A 23,360-nucleotide genomic window follows, 5' to 3' on the forward strand; every position below is an offset into this window, starting at 1 on the left:
CTTTATTGGCCTCATCGCGGGCAAGCCACGCTCCCACAGGAATCTTTGTCTTACGCAGACTCCGTATTCACTGAAACCCACTGTGGAGGCAGGCTTGCCCGCGCTGACAATCTATCAGGCAGTGCGCGACGCACGCACCAACCGCAACCCGGCAATCACCACCGCAAAAACAGCCAGGGTCGTGTTGTACAGCGCCAGCGCCGGAAACCCGAACACCAGCGCCAACACCGCCAACCACCACCCTGCCCGCCCCGGCAGTACGAAGCCGATCACGGCAGCCGCGACCGCACTCCAACCCAATACGTTGAAGTGAATCATCAGGCCCAGATTCGAACGGACCTGACACTCCCAACGACTCGCCTCATCCACGCAAATGCCGACCCATTGCGCATCCTCCATGAAGCCGTACCGCGCGCCATAACTGGCGGCCAGCCATAAAGGCAGCAAAACGAGCAGCAAAACCACAGACAGACGACGAGACATGAAGCACTCCAATAAGCGAAAAACGGCGGCCAGCTTAATCGCCCGCCAGCCTTACGCAAGCGCTAACAACAGTTAACTGGCCATTCAAACGCTGCAAAGTGTATCGTCCAGCTACTATTACTTCGAAATTAGGCCTGTTTGGTGCCGATGCGTGGCACTTTGGCGCAAATTCAATGGTCATAGCCTGCGAACTTCATTCGACACCTTTTTTAAGGGATCTAGTCATGCTCCGTTCCTTGCGCTTCGCTGCCCTGTTTGGCGGCCTGATATTAAGTGCGTCCGCAATGGCGGTCGATATCGACGCCGCCAGTTATGGCTACCCCTTGACCAACCCGTTCGAGGCGACCATCGCCACGACACCACCAAACTTGCGTCCGGAGCTGCCGCTGGACGATGACATCCATCAGTCGGATCGCAGCATGACCTTGCGCCCGGAGCGGGCATTCAACTTGCCGGACAACTTCTGGGCGGTAAAGAAACTCACCTACCGCATTGCCACCCAGGATAAAGCCGCTCCATTGATCTTCCTGATCGCCGGCACTGGCGCGCGCTATGACAGCAGCATTAACGAATACCTGAAAAAGCTCTACTACAAGGCCGGCTATCATGTGGTGCAACTGTCGTCGCCCACCAGCTTCGACTTCATGAGCGCCGCTTCACGCTTCGCCACCCCGGGCATTACCAAGGAAGACGCCGAGGACATGTACCGGGTGATGCAGGCCGTGCGCGCGCAAAACCCGAACGTGCCCGTTACCGAGTACTACCTGACCGGTTATAGCCTGGGCGCCCTGGACGCCGCCTTCGTCGCGCACCTGGACGAAACCCGCCGCAGCTTCAACTTCAAGAAAGTCCTGCTGCTCAACCCGCCGGTCAACCTCTATACCTCGATCACCAACCTCGACAAGCTGGTGCAGACCGAGGTCAAGGGCATCAACAACACCACCACCTTCTATGAACTGGTGCTGAACAAACTGACCCGCTACTTCCAGCAGAAAGGCTACATCGATCTCAACGATGCACTGCTCTACGACCTCCAGCAGTCCAAGCAGCACCTGACCAATGAACAGATGGCCATGCTGATCGGCACCTCATTTCGCTTCTCGGCGGCCGACATCGCTTTCACATCCGACCTGATCAACCGTCGGGGCCTGATTACTCCACCGAAGTACCCGATCACCGAGGGCACCAGCCTGACGCCTTTCCTCAAACGCGCTTTGCAGTGTGACTTCGACTGCTACATCACCGAGCAAGTGATTCCGATGTGGCGCGCCCGCACCGATGGCGGCAGCTTGCTGCAACTGATCGACCAGGTAAGCCTGTATGCGCTGAAGGACTATCTGCACGACAGCCCGAAAATTGCCGTCATGCATAACGCCGACGACGTGATCCTCGGCCCTGGCGACCTCGGTTTCCTGCGCAAGACCTTTGGCGATCGCCTGACCCTTTATCCGCTGGGCGGCCATTGCGGCAACCTTAACTACCGCGTCAACAGCGACGCCATGCTGGAGTTTTTCCGTGGCTAAATACCTCCTGCTTATCGCTGCGTTACTCTGTGCAGGCGCGGCCAACGCCGACAACAGCAAAGCCAACGCCCCGGTTGTGGTCGACAGCGACGGCTTCAAGGAACCCCTGAGCAAACTCAAGATCAATCCGGGGCTGGATCAGCGTGAATTCGAACGCTCTACGCTCAGTGCATTGAACGTCTACGATCCGCTGGAACAGTGGAACCGCCGGGTGTACCACTTCAATTACCGGTTCGATCAGTGGGTATTCCTGCCCGTGGTCAACGGCTATCGCTACGTCACGCCAGGCTTCTTGCGCACGGGGGTCAGCAACTTCTTCAACAACCTCGGCGACGTACCGAACCTGTTGAACAGCCTGTTGCAGTTCAAGGGCCACCGTTCAATGGAAATTACCGGGCGCCTCCTGCTCAACACCACCATCGGCATCGCCGGACTTTGGGACCCGGCCACCGCCATGGGCCTGCCTCGCCAGGACGAAGACTTCGGCCAGACCCTGGGTTTTTATGGTGTGCCGGGTGGCCCCTACTTTGTCTTGCCGATCCTCGGACCATCGAACTTCCGCGACACCGGCGGGCTGGTGGTGGACTTCAGTGCGGAGTCGGCGATCAACTACCTGAACGTCTCTGAAGTCAGCTCCAACCATCCGGAAATCTGGGTACTGCGCGGCATCGACAAGCGCTACCAGACCAACTTCCGCTATGGCCAACTGAACTCGCCGTTCGAATACGAGAAGGTACGTTACGTGTACACCGAGTCACGCAAATTGCGGATTGCCGAGTAACTCCAGCGGGTACAAAAAAGGCCATTCGACTCACATCGAATGGCCTTTCAATATTCGTGTCACACCACAATTCACTGTGGGAACGACTCACAGGTTCAGGTTTTCACCCTTTTCCAGGCTTTGCTGACAGCCATCACCCCCACCAACACCACCGCCCCCGCCACAATCCCCGCCGCAGCATTGAGCAACGTCGGCACGATAAACCCGGCACCGCCCGCCCCCGCGCCAATCGCTTCGATCCAGTGATGCAGCACCGGCACGCCATGGGTCAGGATGCCGCCACCGACCAGAAACATCGCCGCCGTACCGATCACCGATAGACTCTTCATCATGTACGGCGCCGCGCGCAGAATCCCGCGGCCGATGCGCTGGGCCATCCGTCCGGGCTTTTGCGTCAGCCACAAGCCCAGATCATCAAGCTTGACGATGCCCGCCACGAGCCCGTAGACGCCAATGGTCATGACGATGGCAATGCCCGAAAGCACGATGATTTGCTGGGTCAGCGGTGCACCGGCCACGGTGCCGAGGGTAATGGCAATGATTTCTGCGGAGAGGATGAAGTCGGTACGGATGGCACCCTTGATCTTGTCCTTTTCGAATGCCACCAGATCGACCGCCGGATCGGCGACCGCCTCGACCAGTCCGGCATGTTCGGCCTGATCTTCGGACTTGCTGTGGAGGAACTTATGGGCGAGTTTCTCGAAGCCTTCAAAGCACAGGTACGCGCCGCCGACCATCAACAACGGCGTGACCAGCCACGGGATGAACGCACTGATGGCCAACGCCGATGGCACCAGGACCAGCTTGTTGACAAACGAGCCCTTGGCAACCGCCCATACCACCGGAATTTCCCGCTCGGCACGCACACCGCTGACCTGCTGGGCATTGAGCGCCAGATCGTCACCGAGCACGCCGGCGGTCTTCTTGGCGGCCATCTTGGTCATCAACGCAACGTCGTCGAGTACGGCGGCGATGTCGTCGATCAGCACCAGCAAACTGCTTCCTGCCATGAATCAGGCTTCCTTCTTGTAGAGGTGGCGTGCAGCATAACGCGGCCGAGCGCCGCACGGCGCATTCTTGAGCGCCGCCAAAGGCCGGTGCTACCATGCGCAACCGCCAGTACAGGCAAGGAACCACCTGGTTTATGAGCACTATCCGCGAGCGCAACAAACAACTGATCCTGCGTGCCGCCAGTGAAGAATTTGCCGACAAAGGCTTCGCTGCGACCAAAACCAGCGACATCGCAGCCAAGGCGGGATTGCCCAAGCCCAACGTCTACTACTACTTCAAATCCAAGGAAAACCTCTACCGCGAGGTTCTTGAAAGCATCATCGAGCCGATCCTGCAGGCCTCGACCCCTTTCAACCCCGAGGGTGTACCCAGCGAAGTATTGAGTGGCTACATCCGCTCGAAGATCCGCATCTCCCGCGACCTGCCGTTTGCCTCCAAGGTGTTCGCCAGCGAAATCATGCACGGCGCCCCGCACCTGAGCACCGACCTGGTCGAGCAACTCAACAGCCAGGCCAAACACAACATCGACTGCATCCAGACCTGGATCGACCGCGGCCAGATCGCCCCGATCGACCCCAACCACCTGATGTTCAGCATCTGGGCCGCGACCCAGACCTACGCCGACTTCGACTGGCAAATCACCGCCATCACCGGCAAGGCCAAGCTGGATGAAGAAGATTATGAAGCGGCGGCGCAGACGATCATCCGATTGGTGCTCAAGGGTTGTGAGCCGGACTGAGAGATCGTGGTGCTGCCACCGCCGACAAGCCTGCTCCGACGGGATTCTGTGTTGAATTCAAACTCTGTGAACGACACAAATACTTGTGGGAGCTGGCTTGCCAGCGATGAAGGCAACTCGGTACTGGCTCAAACCCAGATGGCATCCCATAGCGGATAGTCGCCAAGCTTCTCGACCAATCCTGCTCGCAACGGGTTAGCCACCACATACCTTGCCATTTTCACCAAGTCTTCATCCCGCCGCAGCGCTCGGTCATGAAACCCTTGCTGCCAAAGCACCCCGCTCCTGCCACTGTATAAGTTCAACTCTCTAGTAATCAGAGACTTCGTCTCACGCATCAGTCTGCGCAGGGAACAGTTTTCCAATTCGACCAGCCAATGGAAATGGTCGGGCATGACTACCCAAGCCAGAGAGTTCGCCAACCCAATATTTTGTGCTCGGCGAAATTGATGAACAACCAATCTGCCCAGAGCAAAGTCGGCAAAGATCGGTTCACGATGAAGTGTGTTGGTTGTCAGTAGATAGATTCGATTTGGCTCGGCATAGCGGCCAGCTCGCAGACGACTTGAAGCGGGAAGACCAGGCAATCCATTGCCCCTTGATGATGAGTTCATCAGAAGGCTAGACCGCAGTTATGCGATTGGCAGGTACCGCGTTTTATCTTGATGTATCCGGAGGCCGCCATCGCTGGCAAGCCAGCTCCCACAAGGTTTTGTGTCGTTCGCGGAATTTCGACTCTACGCACGATCCTGTGGGAGCTGGCTTGCCAGCGATGACTTTCGATCAAACGCTGAAGATCAAGCCACTACCCCCGCATCCGCCCTCAACCCCAACGCCTCAATCGCCGTGATCGCACACTGCTCATCGACATCCGACAGATCGCCGCTGATCCCTACTGCGCCCAGCACTTTCCCCTCCTGATCCCGAACCAGCACACCACCCGGTGCCGGCACGACGCTGCCCTGGCCCAGGCTGTTCAACGCAGCGATAAACGCCGGGCGTTGTTGTGCATCCAGCGCCAGCAGGCGCGAGCCTTTGCCCAGCGCGATGGCGCCCCAGGCTTTGCCGATGGCAACGTGCGGGCGCAGCAGGCTCGCGCCATCTTCGCGTTGCAGGGCGATCAGATGCCCACCGGCATCCAGTACCGCAATGGTCAACGGTGCCGCGCTGATTGCACGCCCCGCGGTGATGGCCTCGTTGACCAGGTTGACTGCGACTTTCAAGGTTAAAGCGCTCATGGTGCCGTCCTCATTTTGTTTTTCGGAAAGCCGTTGGGCTGCTTCGATGTGCCGCAGCCCGATGCAACAAATAGAACACAATGAATTATTTTTTTGTATACAATAATTATCGAAAAGCGCCACATGCGACGAAAAGCCACACTGATTCTGGCTTCCGACGAATGAAACAACCGCTTGAGAAAATGGATTGACCTGCGCCGTCCGCCGTGAATACACTCTGCGCAAAGCCACTTGTATACAATTACAAAACGTAAAGAGGCACAAAACCATGAGCAAAATGAGAGCAATCGAAGCCGCCGTTCTGGTGATGCGCCGTGAAGGGGTTGATACCGCTTTTGGCATCCCCGGTGCCGCCATCAACCCGCTGTACTCCGCCCTGCAAAAGGTCGGCGGCATCGATCACGTCCTCGCCCGCCACGTTGAAGGCGCGTCGCACATGGCCGAGGGCTATACCCGCACCAAGGCCGGCAACATCGGCGTGTGCATCGGCACCTCCGGCCCTGCCGGTACTGACATGGTCACCGGGCTCTACAGCGCCTCGGCCGACTCGATTCCAATCCTGTGCATCACCGGGCAAGCACCCCGCGCCCGTATGCACAAGGAAGACTTCCAGGCTGTCGACATCACCAGCATCGTCAAGCCAGTCACCAAGTGGGCAACCACGGTCCTGGAGCCGGGCCAAGTGCCTTACGCGTTCCAGAAAGCGTTCTACGAAATGCGTTCCGGCCGTCCTGGCCCGGTGCTGATCGACCTGCCATTCGACGTACAGATGGCCGAAATCGAATTCGACATCGACGCTTACCAGCCACTGCCGCTGGCCAAGCCGACGGCTACCCGAGTTCAGGTCGAGAAGGCACTGGCCCTGCTCGATCAGGCCGAGCGTCCATTGCTGGTGGCCGGTGGCGGCATCATCAACGCCGACGCCAGCGATCTGCTGGTTGAATTCGCTGAACTGACCGGCATCCCGGTCATCCCGACCCTGATGGGCTGGGGCACGATCCCGGACGATCACCCGCTGATGGTCGGCATGGTCGGTCTGCAGACGTCGCATCGCTACGGCAACGCCACGATGTTGAAATCCGACGTGGTACTGGGTATCGGTAACCGTTGGGCCAACCGTCACACCGGTTCGGTGGATGTCTACACCGAAGGCCGCAAGTTCATCCACGTCGATATCGAAGGCACGCAGATCGGCCGCGTATTCACCCCGGACCTGGGCATCGTTTCCGACGCCGCTGCCGCGCTGACCGTGTTCATCGAAGTCGCTCGCGAATGGCAAGCCGCCGGCAAGCTGAAAAACCGCAGCGCCTGGTTGCAGGATTGCCAGCAGCGCAAGGCCAGCCTGCAGCGCAAGACTCACTTCGACAACGTGCCGGTCAAGCCGCAGCGTGTGTATGAAGAAATGAACCAGGTGTTCGGCAAAGATACTTGCTACGTCAGCACCATCGGTCTGTCGCAGATTGCCGGCGCGCAGTTCCTGCACGTCTACAAGCCGCGTCACTGGATCAACTGCGGTCAGGCAGGCCCGTTGGGCTGGACCATTCCGGCGGCGCTGGGTGTGGTCAAGGCTGACCCGGACCGCAAGGTTGTCGCACTGTCGGGCGACTATGACTTCCAGTTCATGATCGAAGAACTGGCGGTGGGCGCGCAGTTCAAGCTGCCGTACATTCACGTTGTGGTGAACAACTCGTACCTGGGGTTGATCCGTCAGGCGCAGCGCGGTTTCGACATGGACTACTGCGTGCAGTTGTCCTTCGATAACCTCAACGCACCGGAACTCAACGGCTACGGTGTCGACCACGTCGCGGTTGCCGAAGGCCTTGGCTGCAAGGCGCTGCGCGTGTTCGAACCGGCTCAGATCCAGCCGGCCCTGCGCAAGGCCCAGGAACTGATCGAAGAGTTCAAGGTGCCAGTGATCGTTGAGATTATCCTGGAGCGCGTGACCAACATTTCCATGGGCACCGAGATCAACGCCGTCAACGAATTCGAAGACCTGGCGCTGGTCGGCAACGACGCACCGACAGCGATTTCGTTGCTTGATTGATTCCTCCGTGTGAGCGCGCCTGTGTGGCGAGGGAGCTTGCTCCCTCGCCACAGACTCGCTCCCATAAGGGACCTGACAAATTTACAGGAGACCACCATGCCGCGTTTCGCAGCCAACCTGTCCATGCTGTTCACCGAACAGGACTTTCTTGCCCGTTTCGACGCGGCCGCCAAGGCCGGCTTCACGGGTGTCGAATACCTGTTCCCGTACGACTTCAGCTCTGCCGAAATCAAGGCCAGGCTCGACGCAAACGGTCTGACCCAAGTGCTGTTCAACCTGCCGGCCGGTGACTGGGCCAAGGGCGAACGCGGCATTGCCTGCCTGCCGGACCGTGTCGAAGAATTCCGCGCCGGCGTCGATCTGGCCATCGCTTACGCACAGGTGCTGGGTAACACCCAGGTCAACTGCCTGGCCGGGATTCGTCCACAAGGCTTCGACGACGCCACCGTGGAAAAAACCTTCGTCGCCAATCTCAAGTACGCGGCCGACAAGCTGCAGGCGGCGGGCATCAAGCTGGTGATGGAAGCGATCAACACCCGCGACATCCCGGGCTTCTACCTGAACAACACGGCGCAAGCCCTGTCGATTCGCGAGCAGGTCGGCAGTGCCAACCTGTTCCTGCAATACGACATCTACCACATGCAAATCATGGAAGGCGATCTGGCCCGCACCCTGCAATCGCACTTGGGCGAGATCAACCACGTACAGCTCGCGGACAACCCGGGGCGCAACGAACCAGGCACCGGTGAAATCAACTACCGCTTCCTGTTCGAACACCTGGACCGCATCGGTTACCAGGGTTGGGTCGGCTGCGAATACAAGCCGTTGACCACCACTGAAGCAGGCCTGGGCTGGCTGAAAACCCATAACGCGATCTGACACAAATCCTGTGGGAGTGAGCCTGCTCGCGAAGAGGCCGGCACATTCAACATCTATGTTGCCTGGCACACCGCTATCGCGAGCAGGCTCACTCCCACAAAAAACAGTTCCCTATTTGCTTGAGCAAGACAAAAACAAGAGGATTTTCTCATGGCTAAAATCGGATTTATCGGCACCGGCATCATGGGCCACCCAATGGCGTTGAACCTGCAGAAAGCCGGTCACAGCCTGTTCCTGTCGGCGCACCACGACGCTGCGCCTGCCGACCTGGTCGCCGCTGGCGCCGTTGCCCTGGCGAACCCGAAAGAAGTGGCCCAGGAAGCCGAATTCATCATCGTCATGGTGCCGGATACCCCGCAGGTCGATGACGTGCTTTTCCGCGCCGATGGCATTGCCGCCGGCGTTGGCAAAGGCAAAATCGTGATCGACATGAGCTCGATCTCGCCAACCGCCACCAAGGCGTTCGCTGCCAGGATCAACGAGAAAGGCGCCCAGTACCTCGACGCGCCTGTGTCCGGCGGTGAAGTCGGCGCCAAGGCTGCGACCCTGAGCATCATGGTCGGTGGCGACGCCGATGCCTTCGAACGCGCTTTGCCGCTGTTCCAGGCCATGGGCAAAAACATCACTCTGGTCGGTGGCAATGGCGACGGTCAGACCGCGAAAGTTGCGAACCAGATCATCGTGGCCCTGAACATCCAGGCCGTGGCCGAAGCCCTGCTGTTCGCCTCGAAAAACGGTGCCGATCCAGCCAAGGTGCGTGAAGCCCTGATGGGCGGTTTCGCTTCGTCGAAAATCCTGGAAGTTCACGGTGAGCGCATGATCAAGGGCACCTTCGATCCGGGCTTCCGCATCAGCCTGCATCAGAAGGACCTGAACCTGGCCCTGCAAGGCGCCAAGGAGCTGAACATCAACCTGCCGAACACCGCCAACACCCAGCAAGTGTTCAGCACCTGCGCGGCCATCGGTGGCAGCAACTGGGATCACTCGGCACTGATCAAAGGCCTGGAGCACATGGCGAATTTCTCGATTCGCGATAAGTAACATTCGCCGCAATACTTGTGGGAGCGGGCTTGCCCGCGATGACATCGCCTCGGTCTGCCTGTAAGACTGCGGCGCCTGCATCGCTGGCAAGCCAGCTCCCACAGGGACCGAGCCGAAACACCTGTTTTCGCCCTACTCCAATAACAAGAATTCCGGGAGCCCGCCATGTCGGTCGATCCGCAACAATTCCTCCGCGAGCTGTTCGCCACAGCCATCGACGCCGCCCATCCGCAGCAAGTCCTCGAAGCCCATTTGCCCAAGGATCGCAGCGGTCGGGTGATCGTCATCGGTGCGGGCAAAGCCGCCGCGGCCATGGCCCAGGTGGTCGAACGCTGCTGGCAGGGTGAAGTGTCCGGCCTGGTCGTGACGCGTTACGGCCATGGCGCGCCCTGTGAAAAAATCGAAGTGGTCGAAGCCGCGCATCCGGTACCGGATGCAGCCGGCCAGGCCGTGGCCAAACGGGTATTTGAACTGGTCAGCAACCTGACCGAAGCCGACCGCGTGATCTTCCTGCTCTCGGGCGGGGGGTCGGCATTGCTCGCCCTGCCCGCCGCCGGCATTACCCTGGCCGACAAACAGTCGATCAACAAAGCCCTGCTCAAATCCGGCGCGACCATCGGCGAGATGAACTGCGTGCGCAAGCACCTCTCGGCGATCAAGGGCGGCCGTCTGGGCAAGGCCTGCTGGCCCGCCACTGTTTATACCTATGCGATTTCCGATGTACCGGGCGACCTCGCCACGGTCATTGCCTCTGGCCCCACCGTGGCCGACCCCAGCACTTCGGCCGAGGCGCTGGCGATTCTCAAGCGCTACGACATCGAAGTACCGCCGTCCGTGCGCACCTGGCTGCAAAGCCCGGAATCGGAGACGGTCAAGCCCGGCGACCCAAGCCTGGCCCGTAGTCATTTCCAGTTGATCGCCCGCCCGCAGCAATCGCTGGAAGCTGCCGCCGTGAAATGCCGCCAGGCCGGCTTCAGCCCGCTGATTCTCGGCGACCTGGAAGGCGAATCCCGCGAGGTGGCTAAAGTCCACGCCGGCATCGCCCGCCAAGTGGTCCTGCATGGGCAGCCATTGCCGGCGCCGTGCGTGATCCTCTCGGGTGGCGAAACCACCGTGACCGTGCGCGGCAATGGCCGGGGCGGACGCAACGCTGAATTCCTGCTCAGCCTGACTGACAGCCTCAAGGGCCTGCCCGGTGTCTACGCGCTGGCCGGTGACACCGATGGCATCGACGGCTCCGAAGACAACGCCGGCGCGATCATGACCCCGGACAGTTACGAGCGCGCCGCCGCCCTCGGCTTGAGCGCCAGCGACGAGCTGGACAACAACAATGGTTACGGCTACTTCGAGGCGCTGGACGCACTGATCGTCACCGAGCCGACCCGCACCAACGTCAATGACTTCCGCGCCATTCTGATTCTCGAGAGCCCAAAACCATGACGCCTGATAAAAAGGTCAAAATCCTCGCCACCCTCGGCCCTGCCACCGACGGAATCGACGACATCCGCGAGCTGGTGCAGGCCGGGGTCAATATCTTCCGCCTGAACTTCAGCCACGGCGATCACGCCGACCACGCCCAGCGCTATCAGTGGATCCGTGAAGTCGAGCGTCAGCTGAATTATCCGCTGGGCATCCTGATGGACCTGCAAGGCCCGAAACTGCGGGTCGGCAAGTTCGCCGAGGGCAAGGTGCAACTGGTCCGCGGTCAGGCCCTGCGCCTGGACCTCGACACCACGCCGGGCGATGAGCGCCGGGTCAACCTGCCGCATCCGGAAATCATCGCCGCGCTGGAGCCGGGCATGGACCTGCTACTGGACGACGGCAAGCTGCGCCTGCGGGTGGTCACCAAGTACGCCGACGCCATCGACACCACCGTGCTCAACGGTGGCGAACTATCGGATCGCAAAGGGGTGAACGTGCCGCAAGCGGTGCTCGATCTGAGCCCGTTGACCGCCAAGGATCGCCGCGATTTGAGCTTCGGTCTCGAACTCGGTGTGGACTGGGTGGCCCTGTCGTTCGTGCAGCGTCCGGACGACATCCGCGAAGCCCGCGCCCTGATCGGCGACAGAGCGTTCTTGATGGCCAAGATCGAGAAGCCCTCGGCGGTCACCCAGCTGCGGGAAATCGCCGAATTGAGCGACGCGATCATGGTTGCCCGGGGTGACCTCGGCGTGGAGGTGCCGGCCGAAAGCGTGCCGCAGATCCAGAAAAACATCATCAGCACGTGCCGCCAACTGGGTAAACCAGTGGTGGTGGCCACCCAGATGCTCGAATCGATGCGCTTCTCGCCGGCCCCGACCCGCGCCGAAGTCACAGACGTCGCCAACGCCGTGGCCGAAGGTGCCGATGCGGTGATGCTGTCGGCGGAAACCGCCTCCGGCGAATACCCGCTCGAAGCCGTGCAGATGATGAGCAAGATCATCCGTCAGGTGGAAAACGGCCCGGACTACCAGACCCAACTGGACGTCAGCCGGCCGAAAGCCGAAGCGACCGTTTCCGACGCGATCAGCTGCGCGATCCGTCGCATCAGCAATGTGCTGCCGGTGGCCGTACTGGTGAATTACAGCGAATCCGGCGCGTCGACCCTGCGAGCGGCACGGGAGCGGCCGACGGTGCCGATCCTCAACCTGACGCCGAACCTGCAAACCGCCCGTCGCCTGAGCGTGGCGTGGGGCGTGCACTCGGTGGTCAACGATCGCCTGCGCCAGGTCGATGAAGTCTGCTCGACCGCACTGGAAATCGCCCAGGCCCAAGGCATGGCCCAGCGCGGCGACACATTATTGATCACGGCAGGTGTGCCGTTTGGGCAGCCGGGATCGACTAACTCTTTGCGCATCGAGACGTTGATCTAGAGCGCCCATTCCGGCCTCATCGCCAGCAGGCTGGCTCCCACATGGTTTTTGTGTCGATCACGAAATCAATACTGAACAGAGATTCAGTGTGGGAGCCAGCCTGCTGGCGATCAGCCGGGGTCGCGCTCGACCGACTCGCTCCCTTTGACTTTCAGAACTGCCATGCCTGCCAACCACTTCAACACCCATTGCCCCGATTGGGCAACGGCCACGCTCAACGGCTTCAGCCAGATATTCCTCCAGCGTCACCCGCTGTTCGGTCTGTTGTGCCTGCTTGCCATTCTGTTTACCGCCCCCGCCCTGCTCGGCGGCGCGCTGCTCGGCGGCGTCGCCGGGTTGCTCACCGCACAACGTCGTGGCTACGCCAAGGCCGATCGCCAGGCCGGGCTGTTCAGTTACAACGGCGTCCTGCTCGGTTTGTTGCTGAGCCTGTACTTCCCCTGGTCGGCCATGCTGCCACTGGTGATCATCGCCTGCGGCGGGCTGAGCGCGATGCTCACTCAACAGTGGCTCAAGCGCGCCCGGTTCAACCAATGCCTGCCCGCCTACACCACACCCTTCGTGGTATTGAGCTGGGTGCTGCTGTGCTTCGCCACGCCATCGACCCAGGCACACTTGATCGAAGTCGACACGCTGAACATGCTCGCCGCGCCCCTCAAAGGCTTTGGTCAGGTGATGTTCCTTGGTCATCCGCTGGCCGGTGCGATGATTGCCGCCGGCTTGCTGATTGCTGACCGTCGCGCATTCTGCTGGGCGCTGTTGGCGTCTGTCGCGGGCATGGGCTGGAGCCTGCTGCACCATGATTTCTACACCGCCCTGCTCGGCCTCGGTGGCTATAACGCCGTGCTCGCTGCCCTCGCCTTCAGCTCGCAGCGCCAGCAACCGTGGCTGCCACTGGCCGGCATTGCATTGGCGCTGCTGCTGACGCCGGTGTTCGCCACGATCGGCCTGCCCACGCTGACCGCGCCGTTCATCCTCGCCTGCTGGCTGGTCCGTTCGGTGGCTCAAGTGTTCGGCAACGCCATGGATGTCTCTGCGCCTTGCGCTCCCGGGGAGAATCGACCTAGGCTGCGCTGATTCTCGAGTCAGGCGTTATCCATGGACATCAGTACTAAAAAATGGCGTGAACAACTCTACGTCATGGTTTTCCAGACCGACACCAAGGCCGGTCGACGTTTCGACGGCATTTTGCTGTTGATCATCCTCGCCAGCCTGGTGGTCGTGATGCTCGACAGCATCGATGCGGTGCACCAGGACTACGCCGATGTGCTGGCGTATATCGAATGGGGTTTCACGGTCATCTTCGCCATTGAATATGGCCTGCGCCTGTACTGTTCGCCCAAGCCACTGCGCTACGCCTTCAGCTTTTATGGCCTGGTGGATTTGCTGGCCATCGTGCCCGGCATCCTCGCGCTGTACTATTCCGATGCGCAGTACCTGCTGATCATCCGGATCATTCGGATGCTGCGGATTTTCCGCGTGCTCAAGCTCAGCCCTTACCTGAAACAGGCCAACTACCTGATGTCTGCCCTGCGCGGCAGCAAGCAGAAAATCGTGGTGTTCCTGGTCAGCGTCTGCACGCTGGTGACCGTGTTCGGCACCTTGATGTATGTGATCGAAGGCCCGGAACACGGCTTCACCAGCATTCCCAAAGGCATCTATTGGGCTATCGTGACCCTGACCACCGTAGGCTTCGGCGATATCGTGCCGAAGACGCCGCTGGGGCAGGTGGTTTCCTCGCTGGTGATGATCACCGGTTACTCGATCATCGCCGTGCCGACCGGCATATTCACCGCTGAACTGGCCAACGCCATGCGGGGTGAAAACCTTGACCACGAATGCCCGGTGTGCCGGAAAAACAGCCATGAACCCGACGCCGCGTTCTGCTCTCGTTGCGGCAATGCATTGTTCAAGAAACTGGAATAAGCAAAGTGCTTTTTAATCTTTAAAGGACTATGCGAGCCCGGCTATAGTCGCTGGCAAATTGCCTCACCTTTAAAAACAAACTTTCAGAACAAGGATTGCGCAGTGAAAAAACTCTTAGGCGCCTCGCTTCTGGCCGCTGGCCTGGCACTGACCAGTGTGGCTCAGGCCGCACCGACCCTGCTCAACGTTTCCTACGACGTGATGCGCGATTTCTACAAGGACTACAACACTGCGTTCCAGAAACACTGGCAAGCCGAACACAACGAAAACATCACCCTGCAGATGTCCTTCGGCGGCTCCAGCAAACAGGCGCGATCGGTCATCGATGGCCTGCCGGCTGACGTCATCACCATGAACATGGCCACCGACATCAACGCCCTGGCAGACAACGGCAAACTGGTCCCGGACAACTGGGTGACGCGCCTGCCGAATAACAGCGCGCCGTTTACCTCGGCTACCGTGTTCATCGTCCGCAAGGGCAACCCGAAAGCGCTGAAGGATTGGCCGGACCTGCTCAAGGATGGCGTGCAAGTCATCGTGCCGAACCCGAAAACCTCGGGTAACGGCCGCTACACCTACCTGTCGGCGTGGGGCTATGTGCTGAAGAACGGCGGCGACGAGAACAAGGCCAAAGCCTTCGTCGGCAAACTGTTCAAGCAAGCGCCGGTGCTCGATACCGGTGGTCGCGCCGCTACCACCACCTTCATGACCAATCAGATTGGCGATGTGCTGGTGACCTTCGAAAACGAAGCGGAAATGATCGCCCGCGAATTCGGCCGCGATCAGTTTGAAGTCATCTACCCAAGCGTCTCCGCCGAAGCCGAGCCGCCGGTGTCGGTGGTCGACAAAACCGTGGACAAGAAAGGCACTCGCGCCGCCGCCGAGGAATACCTGAAGTACCTGTGGTCGCCGGAAGGCCAGGAAATTGCGGCAGCGAACTACCTGCGTCCACGTGACCCGGCCGTGCTGGCCAAGTACACCGATCGCTTCCCGAAAGTGGAATTCCTCTCGGTAGAGAAAACCTTTGGCGACTGGCGCACCGTACAGAAAACCCACTTCAATGATGGTGGCGTTTTCGACCAGATCTATAGCGGTCAGTAATCACCTGAACACTGCGACGACTGTGGGAGCGAGCTTGCTGGCGATGGGGTCATGGCAGTCAACGACGATGTTGATTGTGCAGATATCATCGCGGGCAAGCTCGCTCCCACAGTTTTTTTCATCTGCTGTTTCAGCTCAAGTTGCCGCAGAAAATACTCTGGTGACCATCGGCCGGACTTTCCCGCACCACCAATGCATAGCCTCCCGCTCGAAGTGTTTCGACGGCTACCGGTGCGCTTTTCCAGAAATACTGGTGCGATGCCTGGGAATAGAACCGCGCGTTCGGACCGTCGTTCATGTCATAGGCCGGTTTCGAACCCAGGCTCGCACAGCTTCCCGGATAGATGTAGGCCATCAGACGGCCTGGTAAAGCGCTGCCCATGCTCTCGCCACTGACGGCAAACCAGAACACGGTTTCATGACCACTGGACATCATGATGGGCCGGGCGATATGCCCGGCGTTGATGGAAGTAGCGTTGAGGGGAACATTGGTGACCTGACGGTCAGGCACTGTTGAGCATCCGCAGATGCACCCGACCGCTACCACCAATGCCAGCGAAGATACGATTTTCATCGTGATGCTCCCGCTTGGTAAGGACGCGTTGAAGTGATCCCCCTGTAGAGTCTAGCCGTCAGGGCTAAGCGGGTTTTTCTTCGGATGGTCGGTAGGCCTTACATCGGCGGCGTCACCCCGTCCTTGCCGGCCGAAATCGACTGCGCCGTCAGCGTGCCATCGGCGCTTTGGGTGACGAACGTGACGATTTTCGTCCCCACTTTGAGCAAGCTGCGATCCCCCGGCAGCACGTTGACGATGGGCACGTCCTCCGGCACCAGAATCTTCTGCTGGCCGCCCTTGTAGTTCACGGTCAGGATCCGGCCGTTGCTGACCACCAGGTCGCCGACGCTGCCATTGGTCATGCTGCTGCCCTTGGCCAGATCAAAGGGGCGATGCCCGTCGCCACTGCCCGCCAGTTCCGGCGGGAAAACGTGGACTTCCAGCGCCTTCAGGCTGCCATCCTCTTGAGGAATGGCGGCCGAGCCGATGTAACTGCCGGGTTTGATGTCTTCGATATTTGCCAGGGTAACGGCGCGGATCCTGGTGTCCTTGTTCAGGTTGACGGTCAGGTTTTCGCCGCTGTTGGCATGGACTTTCACCCAATCGGCGCTGACCTCGATGATCTCGCCGCGCACACCAATGTGCATGCCCGGCGCCTCTTGTGCCTGAGCCCAACTGACCGAGAACAAACCGACCAACGTAACCAGAGAGGCGCCGCGAATCAGGTAACGCAACATCGCATTCATGGACGTGACTTCCGCTAATGAACGTTAAGGAGGCAAGGGCGAACATAAGCATGCTATCGAACAAGATGTAAGTGAATGTATCATCAGCCCTCAAAGTTTCGACGCAAGGTTCACGGGCCGACGGCACATGACCCTTCACTCATTCCGCAACGGAATGAGTGCTATCACTCCAATCACTCTTCCGCCGTACCGGTCAGGCCATTAGCCTGCGCGCATCCCCTTTTGCTCAGCGAGACACGTTATGAACCAGGCAACTCAAGTGCCCCATGGCACCGCGACAATGACCCGAGGCATGGTGCTGCTGTTCGCGTTCTGTTGTGGCGCCATCGTGGCCAACATTTACTACGCGCAACCCATCATCGGCCTGATCGCCCCGGACATCGGCCTGACCAACACCATGGCCAGCCTGATCGTGTCGTTGACCCAGATCGGTTATGCGCTGGGCCTGTTCTTCCTGGTACCCCTGGGTGATTTGCTGGAGAACCGTCGGCTGATGATCATCACCACGGTAGTGGCGATTGCCAGCCTGCTGGGCGCGGCGTTCACCGATCATCCGAACGTGTTTTTGCTGATTTCGCTGCTGGTGGGCTTCAGTTCGGTGTCCGTGCAGATCCTGATTCCACTGGCCGCGCACCTGGCGCCGGAGGCATCTCGCGGTCGTGTAGTCGGCGGGATCATGGGCGGCTTGCTGCTGGGGATTCTGTTGGCGCGGCCGGTCTCCAGCGTCGTTGCGGACCACTTCGGCTGGCGAGCGATGTTTGTCATCGCGGCGCTGTTGATGGCCGCCATCAGCGTTGTGCTCGCCATGACCATCCCCAAGCGCCAACCGGATCACAGCGCTTCTTATGGCCAGTTGCTGGGCTCGCTGTGGACGCTGTTGCGCCAGCAACCGGTGCTGCGTCAACGCGCCTTCTACCAGGGCTGCATGTTTGCCACGTTCAGCCTGTTCTGGACGGCGGTGCCCCTGGAACTGGCGCGCAACCATGGCCTGTCGCAAAGCCAGATTGCGATCTTCGCGCTGGTCGGTGCCATCGGCGCCATCGCCGCGCCCATCGCCGGTCGCCTGGCCGATGCCGGCCACACCCGCGTCGCGTCCTTGCTGGCCCTGCTGTTCGCCAGCCTGAGCTTCTTGCCGGCCTTCATCCATCCGGCCTACAGCGTCATTGGTCTGGCGGTGACAGGCGTGGTACTCGACTTCTGCGTGCAGATGAACATGGTCCTGGGCCAACGCGCGGTCTACGCTCTCGATGCCAAAAGCCGCAGTCGACTCAACGCCCTATACATGACCAGCATCTTCATCGGGGGTGCGTTCGGATCATCGATAGCCAGCCTGGTGTACGAACAGGGTGGCTGGTTGTGGATCGTGGTGGTTGGCAGTGCGTTTCCGCTGCTGGCGTTGCTGCGGTTTTTGACGGCTTCAAGACAACCGTCCCTGGTTACCGCATAAATGGCAGGCAGGCTGGCCCATCAGGGATGGGCCAGCGCGACCGAATGGATGATTGCGCCGGAGTTGACCAATGGCGGGTCAGGCGAGTCATGAAGAACTGGACGCTGCCCAATCAAGACCTGTGGACAGCGTACCCCCCGGCAGAATGGCCAGCGCCAAGGCTAGGGCGCTTGTGGAGCATGTCCTGGGGTTGCTGAGAAAAACGCTTTTAAATTTCGATTATTTCGTTTATTGAGGTTTTCGAATAATTCGAATAGCCTGCCGACATCGATTTATCAGAATATTGGAAACCGTCATGTCGACAGTCATTGATCCGACCATTACCTTGCCTCTCGAGCGTGAAGTACAAGCCGCCATCAAGGGCCAGCGTGCCTTGGCCGCCTATCTCGCCACTCAACTCGAAACCCAGCGCATCCAGATTTTCGATGACCAGAACGAAGCTCACAGCGTCGAACTACCCACCTCCGCGCTAAGGCTGCTCGTCGATATCCTGGCAGAACTCGCTGCGGGCAACGCCGTCAAAGTGGTGCCGATTCACGCCGAATTGACCACGCAAGAAGCAGCAGACCTGCTCAACGTCTCACGTCCGCACCTGATCAAACTGCTCGAATCCGGCGAATTGTCTTACCACAAAACCGGCAAGCACCGACGGGTGCGATTTGTCGATTTGATGGACTATAAAAACCGGCGTGAAGTAGCCAGCGAACAAGCAATGATGCTCCTCGCCGAGCAGGCACAGGCTTTAAGGACAGGATACGAGTGAGGCACTCTTCTTTTACCGTTGTATATGACGCTTGTGTGCTTTATCCCGCGCCCTTGAGAGACTTTCTGATGTGGCTCGCACTTTCCGGTTGCTTCAGAGCACGCTGGTCCCGGGAGATACACAACGAATGGAAACGCAACCTGTAGAAAAACCGCCCGGATCTGACCGTCGAACAACTGGACCGCACATCCGGGTTGATGGATGAGGCCATTCCTGACGCCTGCATCACAGGCTACGAAGAGCTGATTGAAGGACTGTCGTTGCCCGACATGGATGATCGACATGTATTGGCCGCCGCGATTCGCTGTAGTGCCTGCGTCATTGTCACCTTCAATCAGAAAGACTTTCCCGTTGCGGCACTCGCTCCATTCGGTATAGAGGCTCAGCACCCTGACGAGTTCGTCGACAATCTGTTTGACCTGGATCCCGCGGCAGTGGTCTCTGCTGCCCAACGACAACGCCATCAGTTGAAAGCACCGCCGATGGACGTGGGCAATTATCTCGACCTCTTGTTGCGCCAAGGCTTGGTTCAATCCGTCAAGGCACTCAACGATTTCAGAGCGATGATTTAACAGCGATGCTCAAATCCACGGATCTGACGATTACCCTACAAGCGCCAGCAACATCAGTCTCATGCGTCCGGTTTATCGATGCAGACCAGCAAGCGCTCCACCGTGTACTCCAGCGGCCCGGAGTTGTCGAGCAGATGCACGGCGGGTCCGCTATCGGCCAGCAAGCGCTCATTGAAGCGGGCATTGCGCGCCAGCCGCTGATCGATCTCGATCACCGATTCACGCCCCCGCGCCAGCAGGCGCTGACGCAACACGGCTTGATCCACGGTCAGCAACAGTACGACTACGTCGGGATAGCGCTCTCGAGTGTCCTGCAGATGCCCACGAGAGCCGTTTACCAGCACGTCGTCCCCCGCTGCCAGCCAGTCGTCGATTTCCCGCGGAATACCATAGGCCAGACCGTTGGCGTGCCAGCTCAGGGCAAAGGCGCCCTGCGCCTCCATCTCGGCAAATTGTTCCAGGCTGACGCCCAGCGCCGCCTCGCCCACCGCTTCCGCCGAGCGAGTGATGACCCGCCGCACGATACGGCAGCCGTGTTCGGCCAGTCGTAACCGTGCGGCATCCAGCAGGCTGTCCTTGCCCGAACCGGAAGGTCCGATGAGATAGATCAACCTGCCCGCCATCAAAACACCCTCTTCGCTTGTCGCCAGACTTGTTGTTGGACCACCGACAGCCCTTGAGCCACTAGGTCAGCGGCGGCCACGTTACCCGAGTGCGATCCGCCGCGCACGCTGTTCGGGGTGAATAATGCGGTCAATCAGCCAGCACGCGTCATCGTTGACCGCCATCGCGCCTACAGAGAAACGCGTTCTCCTGGAGCTGCCTGGCCCGCCGTGCGAGCACGCAAGCGCGGGGTCACAAAGTCGAGGAATGCCCGCAACTTCAGGGGTAGTGGCGCCTGCCCCTTATGCACGAGGCTGACAGGCAGCGGCAACGATTCGAAAGGCTCGAGCACCACACGCAGGCCATCTTTGCGCAAGGCATCGGCAACCTGATAGGACAACACCCGTATCACGCCCACCCCGAGCATCGCCGCGTCGATGGCTGCTTCCGCCGTATTGACGGCCAGCCGTGAATGAACGCGCACGGACATCTCTGATTTGCCCGTCCCGAACACCCAGGCCCCTACGGACGCCAGGACTTCGAAGGTAATGCAGGCGTGCCCGGCCAGATCAGCAGGCTTGAAGGGTATGCCATGGGTCGCGAGGTAATCCGGGCTTGCACAAACAACCCGGCGCACGGCACCCACTTGTGTGGCCATCAGCGAGCTGTCGGGCAAGTCGCCAATGCGCACCGCGACGTCGCAGTGCTCTTCCATCAGATGCACGACACGGTCGGTGAGCATCAGATTGATCTCGATCTCCGGATAATGCGCGAGAAATTCCGCAATCACCGGCACCAGATGCAAGCGTCCGAAAACCACCGGAGCGGTGACCACCAGTTCACCTTTGGGCGAGGCGTATTCCCCGCTCGCGGCGCGCTCGACCTCGGCGATGTCCTCAAGAATACGCCGACAGGCCGCCACGTACGAAGCGCCGGCTTCGGTCAACGAGAGTTGCCGGGTGGTTCGGTGAAGCAGACGCGTCTGCAGGTGTGATTCCAGCTCCGCCACCTTGCGGCTGACCGTAGCCAGTGGCATGCCAAGCTGCCGCGCGGCACCCGACAAACTGCCCGAATCGACCACGGCGATCAGTACAGACATGGATTCAAGGCGATTCATCGTGCCCCTATCAAATTATGGAAGGATGATTCCCGATCCTAGGGGATTATCCATATTTATGCGAACCCGTAAGGTTGGTCATTCAACTCCCGCGCGCGATATCCCGTCGCATATGCCGGAAAACCGACCTGGAAGGAGAGTGCCGTGAGCGCCCTGCCCTTATCATCCGAAAGTACGACAGCGCCGACCCTGGCGTCCCGCGGCAAAATCATCATGATGGCGATCATCGCCGGTGCGGTGATCACCAACATTTACTGCACCCAGCCGATCCTGCCCTTGATTGCATCGGACCTCGGGCTCGACGTGACGACAGTCGATCTGGTAGCCGGCGCAGCCCTGTTGGGGTTCGCCACCGGGCTGGCCCTCTTGCTGCCCATGGGCGACCGTTTTGACCGGCGCAAACTGGTGCTGGGTCAAATCGCATTGGCGTTCTGCTTCGCGATCGCGGCAGCCATTTCGCCCGGCGTCGGCACGCTGATCGCGGCGTCTTTCGGCCTCGGCATCGTCAGCTGCGTGCCCCAGCAACTGGTGCCATTCGCCGCCGTGATGTCAAAGCCGAGCGAGCGCGGGCGTAACGTCGGCACGGTGGTCAGTGGCATCATGGTCGGCATCCTGCTCGGTCGCACCATCAGTGGCGTGGTCGGTGAGACCTGGGGCTGGCGCGCGGTCTATGGCGTGGAAGCCGCGTTCATGATCCCGGTCTGGATCGCGGCGGCCACACTGCTTCCGCAAGGTGTGCCGAGTACCCATCTTTCCTATCCGCGCCTGCTCGCCTCACTCTGGCCACTGATGCGCGATAACTCGGCGATTCGGCAATCGATGATCGTCCAGGCACTGTTGTGGGCCTGCTTCAACGCCTTCTGGGTCAACCTGGCGACCTTGCTGGCCAAGGGTCCCTGGCAGCTGGGCAGTGCCTGGGCGGGAGGCTTCGGCATCATCGGCGCGGCCGGTGCACTCGCTGCATCGCTGGGTGGCCGTGCTACTGATCGCTTGGGCTCGCGCAGTGTGATTGGCGCCAGCATCGGTATCGTCACCCTGGCCTACCTGCTGCTGGCCGGCGCGCAGACCTCGCTGGCATTGCTCGTACTCGGGGTGATTGTGCTCGATATCGGTGTGCAGTCCGGCCTGGTGTCCAACCAGACCCGCGCATTCGCCGTAGACCCCAAAGCACAGGGTCGCATCAACAGCCTGTACATGACTGCCACCTTTTTCGGCGGTGCGGTGGGTGCGGCGGTCAGTGGCTGGCTGATGGCACGCTACGGCTGGTCAGGCATCGTCGTCTTTGGTGTCGTGCTCGGACTCATCGCCCTGGCAATCCATTGGAGGGGTGCACCACGCCAGGCGAAGGCTTGATCGAGACAGGTGCCGGTGTTGCAGAAGTGAAGCTTGCTTGCGACGACACCTGGCCAATCAACCAAGTGCCTCCTGACACACCGCCATCGCTGTGATGCGGCGCCCCGACAAGCCAGCGCCGACAAGCCATTCAAGCCCCCACAAAAAAGGCGACCCCGAAGGTCGCCTTTGCATTACTGCCCGAATTGCCGCCCCAAACCACCCGGCACACCATGGATATCCGTCTCTTCCCACGGCCCGTTCGGACTGATCGAACGGCTCCAGCCATTATCCCAGCGGTAGTAGGTGCGCTGACGGTAAAACGTATTCGGTTGATCGTCGAGCACATAGACCCCCAGTTTCGGGTCCCAATGGCTGTTGCCACCCGGCGGCGGCGCGAAGCTGGCCGAGGTGCGCGGCAGCGGCTTGGCGGGCTTGCCCGGTGTGGTCGGTTTGCCCGGCGCGGTCGAGGGCGTCGGCTTGGTGCCAGGCTGTGACGGGATCGGTGGCGGCGTCTGATGCTCGGGTGGCCGTTGGACCGCACAAGCGCTCAGCCCCAAAACAACGCTGAGCAAGGTGATACGAGCGATGGCGGTCATGGTGGCG

23 protein-coding genes and 1 pseudogene are annotated in these 23,360 nt (G+C 60.1%); 15 read left to right on the forward strand and 9 right to left on the reverse strand.

Going from position 1 to position 23,360, the window contains the following annotated elements:
- Nucleotides 1–114: 114 nt before the first annotated feature.
- Nucleotides 115–483 carry a hypothetical protein gene (locus ACVWYU_RS13445; RefSeq protein ID WP_090324191.1) on the reverse strand — a complete coding sequence of 123 codons (369 nt, stop codon included), beginning with the start codon at nt 481–483 and terminating at the stop codon, nt 115–117.
- Between the two features lie 224 nt (nt 484–707).
- Here ACVWYU_RS13445 and ACVWYU_RS13450 point away from each other — a divergent pair, with 224 nt between their 5' ends.
- Both ACVWYU_RS13450 and ACVWYU_RS13455 read left to right on the forward strand, forming a co-directional pair.
- Entirely contained in the window at nt 708–2,006 is a 1,299-nt protein-coding gene (locus ACVWYU_RS13450) for a serine/threonine protein kinase (RefSeq protein WP_090324193.1), read from the forward strand.
- Nucleotides 1,999–2,787: an MlaA family lipoprotein gene (locus ACVWYU_RS13455; protein WP_247257568.1), complete on the forward strand. Its 789-nt coding sequence runs from the start codon at nt 1,999–2,001 to the stop codon at nt 2,785–2,787. The genes ACVWYU_RS13450 and ACVWYU_RS13455 overlap by 8 nt, the downstream gene beginning before the upstream one ends.
- Before the next feature lie 95 nt (nt 2,788–2,882).
- On the opposite strand, the gene ACVWYU_RS13460 is transcribed toward ACVWYU_RS13455, so the two are convergent.
- Nucleotides 2,883–3,797, reverse strand: coding sequence for a DUF808 domain-containing protein (locus tag ACVWYU_RS13460; protein WP_457372888.1), 915 nt, complete (start codon nt 3,795–3,797; stop codon nt 2,883–2,885).
- Nucleotides 3,798–3,931: 134 nt separating this feature from the next.
- Here ACVWYU_RS13460 and ACVWYU_RS13465 point away from each other — a divergent pair, with 134 nt between their 5' ends.
- On the forward strand, nt 3,932–4,537 hold the full coding sequence (locus ACVWYU_RS13465) for a TetR/AcrR family transcriptional regulator (RefSeq protein WP_090324198.1): 606 nt from the start codon (nt 3,932–3,934) through the stop codon (nt 4,535–4,537).
- Between the two features lie 128 nt (nt 4,538–4,665).
- Here the strand turns inward: ACVWYU_RS13465 and ACVWYU_RS13470 are convergent, their stop codons facing one another.
- A complete protein-coding gene (locus ACVWYU_RS13470) occupies nt 4,666–5,124 on the reverse strand; it encodes an REP-associated tyrosine transposase (RefSeq protein WP_247257570.1) in 459 nt (152 codons plus the stop codon).
- Nucleotides 5,125–5,334: 210 nt separating this feature from the next.
- On the reverse strand, nt 5,335–5,775 hold the full coding sequence (locus ACVWYU_RS13475) for a GlcG/HbpS family heme-binding protein (protein ID WP_247257571.1): 441 nt from the start codon (nt 5,773–5,775) through the stop codon (nt 5,335–5,337).
- Between the two features lie 268 nt (nt 5,776–6,043).
- On the opposite strand from ACVWYU_RS13475, the gene gcl reads away from it, so the two are divergent.
- The 8 genes from gcl (at nt 6,044) to ACVWYU_RS13515 (ending at nt 15,618) form a co-directional block, all read left to right on the forward strand.
- Nucleotides 6,044–7,819, forward strand: coding sequence for a glyoxylate carboligase (gcl, locus tag ACVWYU_RS13480; protein ID WP_047531913.1), 1,776 nt, complete (start codon nt 6,044–6,046; stop codon nt 7,817–7,819).
- A 96-nt stretch (nt 7,820–7,915) separates the two neighbouring features.
- Complete coding sequence (gene hyi / locus ACVWYU_RS13485; RefSeq protein WP_090324205.1) at nt 7,916–8,698, forward strand: hydroxypyruvate isomerase; 783 nt, start codon at nt 7,916–7,918, stop codon at nt 8,696–8,698.
- 150 nt (nt 8,699–8,848) lie between these two features.
- Nucleotides 8,849–9,739 carry a 2-hydroxy-3-oxopropionate reductase gene (locus ACVWYU_RS13490; protein ID WP_248914772.1) on the forward strand — a complete coding sequence of 297 codons (891 nt, stop codon included), beginning with the start codon at nt 8,849–8,851 and terminating at the stop codon, nt 9,737–9,739.
- Between the two features lie 165 nt (nt 9,740–9,904).
- Nucleotides 9,905–11,179: a glycerate kinase type-2 family protein gene (locus ACVWYU_RS13495; protein WP_247257573.1), complete on the forward strand. Its 1,275-nt coding sequence runs from the start codon at nt 9,905–9,907 to the stop codon at nt 11,177–11,179.
- Entirely contained in the window at nt 11,176–12,591 is a 1,416-nt protein-coding gene (pyk, locus tag ACVWYU_RS13500; protein WP_090324211.1) for a pyruvate kinase, read from the forward strand. Before ACVWYU_RS13495 ends, pyk begins: the two co-directional genes overlap by 4 nt.
- Before the next feature lie 162 nt (nt 12,592–12,753).
- Nucleotides 12,754–13,668 carry an urea transporter gene (locus ACVWYU_RS13505; RefSeq protein ID WP_247257575.1) on the forward strand — a complete coding sequence of 305 codons (915 nt, stop codon included), beginning with the start codon at nt 12,754–12,756 and terminating at the stop codon, nt 13,666–13,668.
- 21 nt (nt 13,669–13,689) lie between these two features.
- Nucleotides 13,690–14,517, forward strand: a complete 828-nt coding sequence (locus ACVWYU_RS13510; protein WP_090324214.1) for an ion transporter — start codon at nt 13,690–13,692, stop codon at nt 14,515–14,517.
- A gap of 102 nt (nt 14,518–14,619) precedes the next feature.
- Nucleotides 14,620–15,618, forward strand: a complete 999-nt coding sequence (locus ACVWYU_RS13515; protein ID WP_247257577.1) for a sulfate ABC transporter substrate-binding protein — start codon at nt 14,620–14,622, stop codon at nt 15,616–15,618.
- Between the two features lie 130 nt (nt 15,619–15,748).
- Here the strand turns inward: ACVWYU_RS13515 and ACVWYU_RS13520 are convergent, their stop codons facing one another.
- Both ACVWYU_RS13520 and ACVWYU_RS13525 read right to left on the reverse strand, forming a co-directional pair.
- Nucleotides 15,749–16,192: a hypothetical protein gene (locus ACVWYU_RS13520; protein WP_090324218.1), complete on the reverse strand. Its 444-nt coding sequence runs from the start codon at nt 16,190–16,192 to the stop codon at nt 15,749–15,751.
- 98 nt (nt 16,193–16,290) lie between these two features.
- On the reverse strand, nt 16,291–16,920 hold the full coding sequence (locus ACVWYU_RS13525; RefSeq protein WP_174552484.1) for a hypothetical protein: 630 nt from the start codon (nt 16,918–16,920) through the stop codon (nt 16,291–16,293).
- A gap of 241 nt (nt 16,921–17,161) precedes the next feature.
- Here ACVWYU_RS13525 and ACVWYU_RS13530 point away from each other — a divergent pair, with 241 nt between their 5' ends.
- The 3 genes and pseudogenes from ACVWYU_RS13530 (at nt 17,162) to ACVWYU_RS13540 (ending at nt 19,702) form a co-directional block, all read left to right on the forward strand.
- The gene (locus ACVWYU_RS13530; RefSeq protein ID WP_457372889.1) at nt 17,162–18,367 is read left to right on the forward strand and encodes an MFS transporter; all 1,206 of its coding nucleotides are present in this window, start codon (nt 17,162–17,164) and stop codon (nt 18,365–18,367) included.
- 295 nt (nt 18,368–18,662) lie between these two features.
- Complete coding sequence (locus ACVWYU_RS13535; protein ID WP_390960018.1) at nt 18,663–19,130, forward strand: helix-turn-helix domain-containing protein; 468 nt, start codon at nt 18,663–18,665, stop codon at nt 19,128–19,130.
- Nucleotides 19,127–19,702, forward strand: a pseudogene (locus ACVWYU_RS13540) (PIN domain-containing protein). Before ACVWYU_RS13535 ends, ACVWYU_RS13540 begins: the two are co-directional and overlap by 4 nt.
- A 59-nt stretch (nt 19,703–19,761) precedes the next feature.
- On the opposite strand, the gene phnN reads toward ACVWYU_RS13540, so the two are convergent.
- Both phnN and ACVWYU_RS13550 read right to left on the reverse strand, forming a co-directional pair.
- Nucleotides 19,762–20,325: a phosphonate metabolism protein/1,5-bisphosphokinase (PRPP-forming) PhnN gene (gene phnN / locus ACVWYU_RS13545; RefSeq protein ID WP_457372890.1), complete on the reverse strand. Its 564-nt coding sequence runs from the start codon at nt 20,323–20,325 to the stop codon at nt 19,762–19,764.
- A 170-nt stretch (nt 20,326–20,495) separates the two neighbouring features.
- A complete protein-coding gene (locus ACVWYU_RS13550; RefSeq protein WP_457372891.1) occupies nt 20,496–21,422 on the reverse strand; it encodes a LysR family transcriptional regulator in 927 nt (308 codons plus the stop codon).
- 144 nt (nt 21,423–21,566) lie between these two features.
- Here ACVWYU_RS13550 and ACVWYU_RS13555 point away from each other — a divergent pair, with 144 nt between their 5' ends.
- Nucleotides 21,567–22,775, forward strand: coding sequence for an MFS transporter (locus ACVWYU_RS13555; protein WP_457372892.1), 1,209 nt, complete (start codon nt 21,567–21,569; stop codon nt 22,773–22,775).
- 173 nt (nt 22,776–22,948) lie between these two features.
- Here the strand turns inward: ACVWYU_RS13555 and ACVWYU_RS13560 are convergent, their stop codons facing one another.
- Entirely contained in the window at nt 22,949–23,353 is a 405-nt protein-coding gene (locus ACVWYU_RS13560; RefSeq protein WP_090324224.1) for a hypothetical protein, read from the reverse strand.
- Between the last annotated feature and the right edge of the window lie 7 nt (nt 23,354–23,360).

It is taken from the genome of Pseudomonas sp. TE12234 (genome assembly GCF_054061835.1).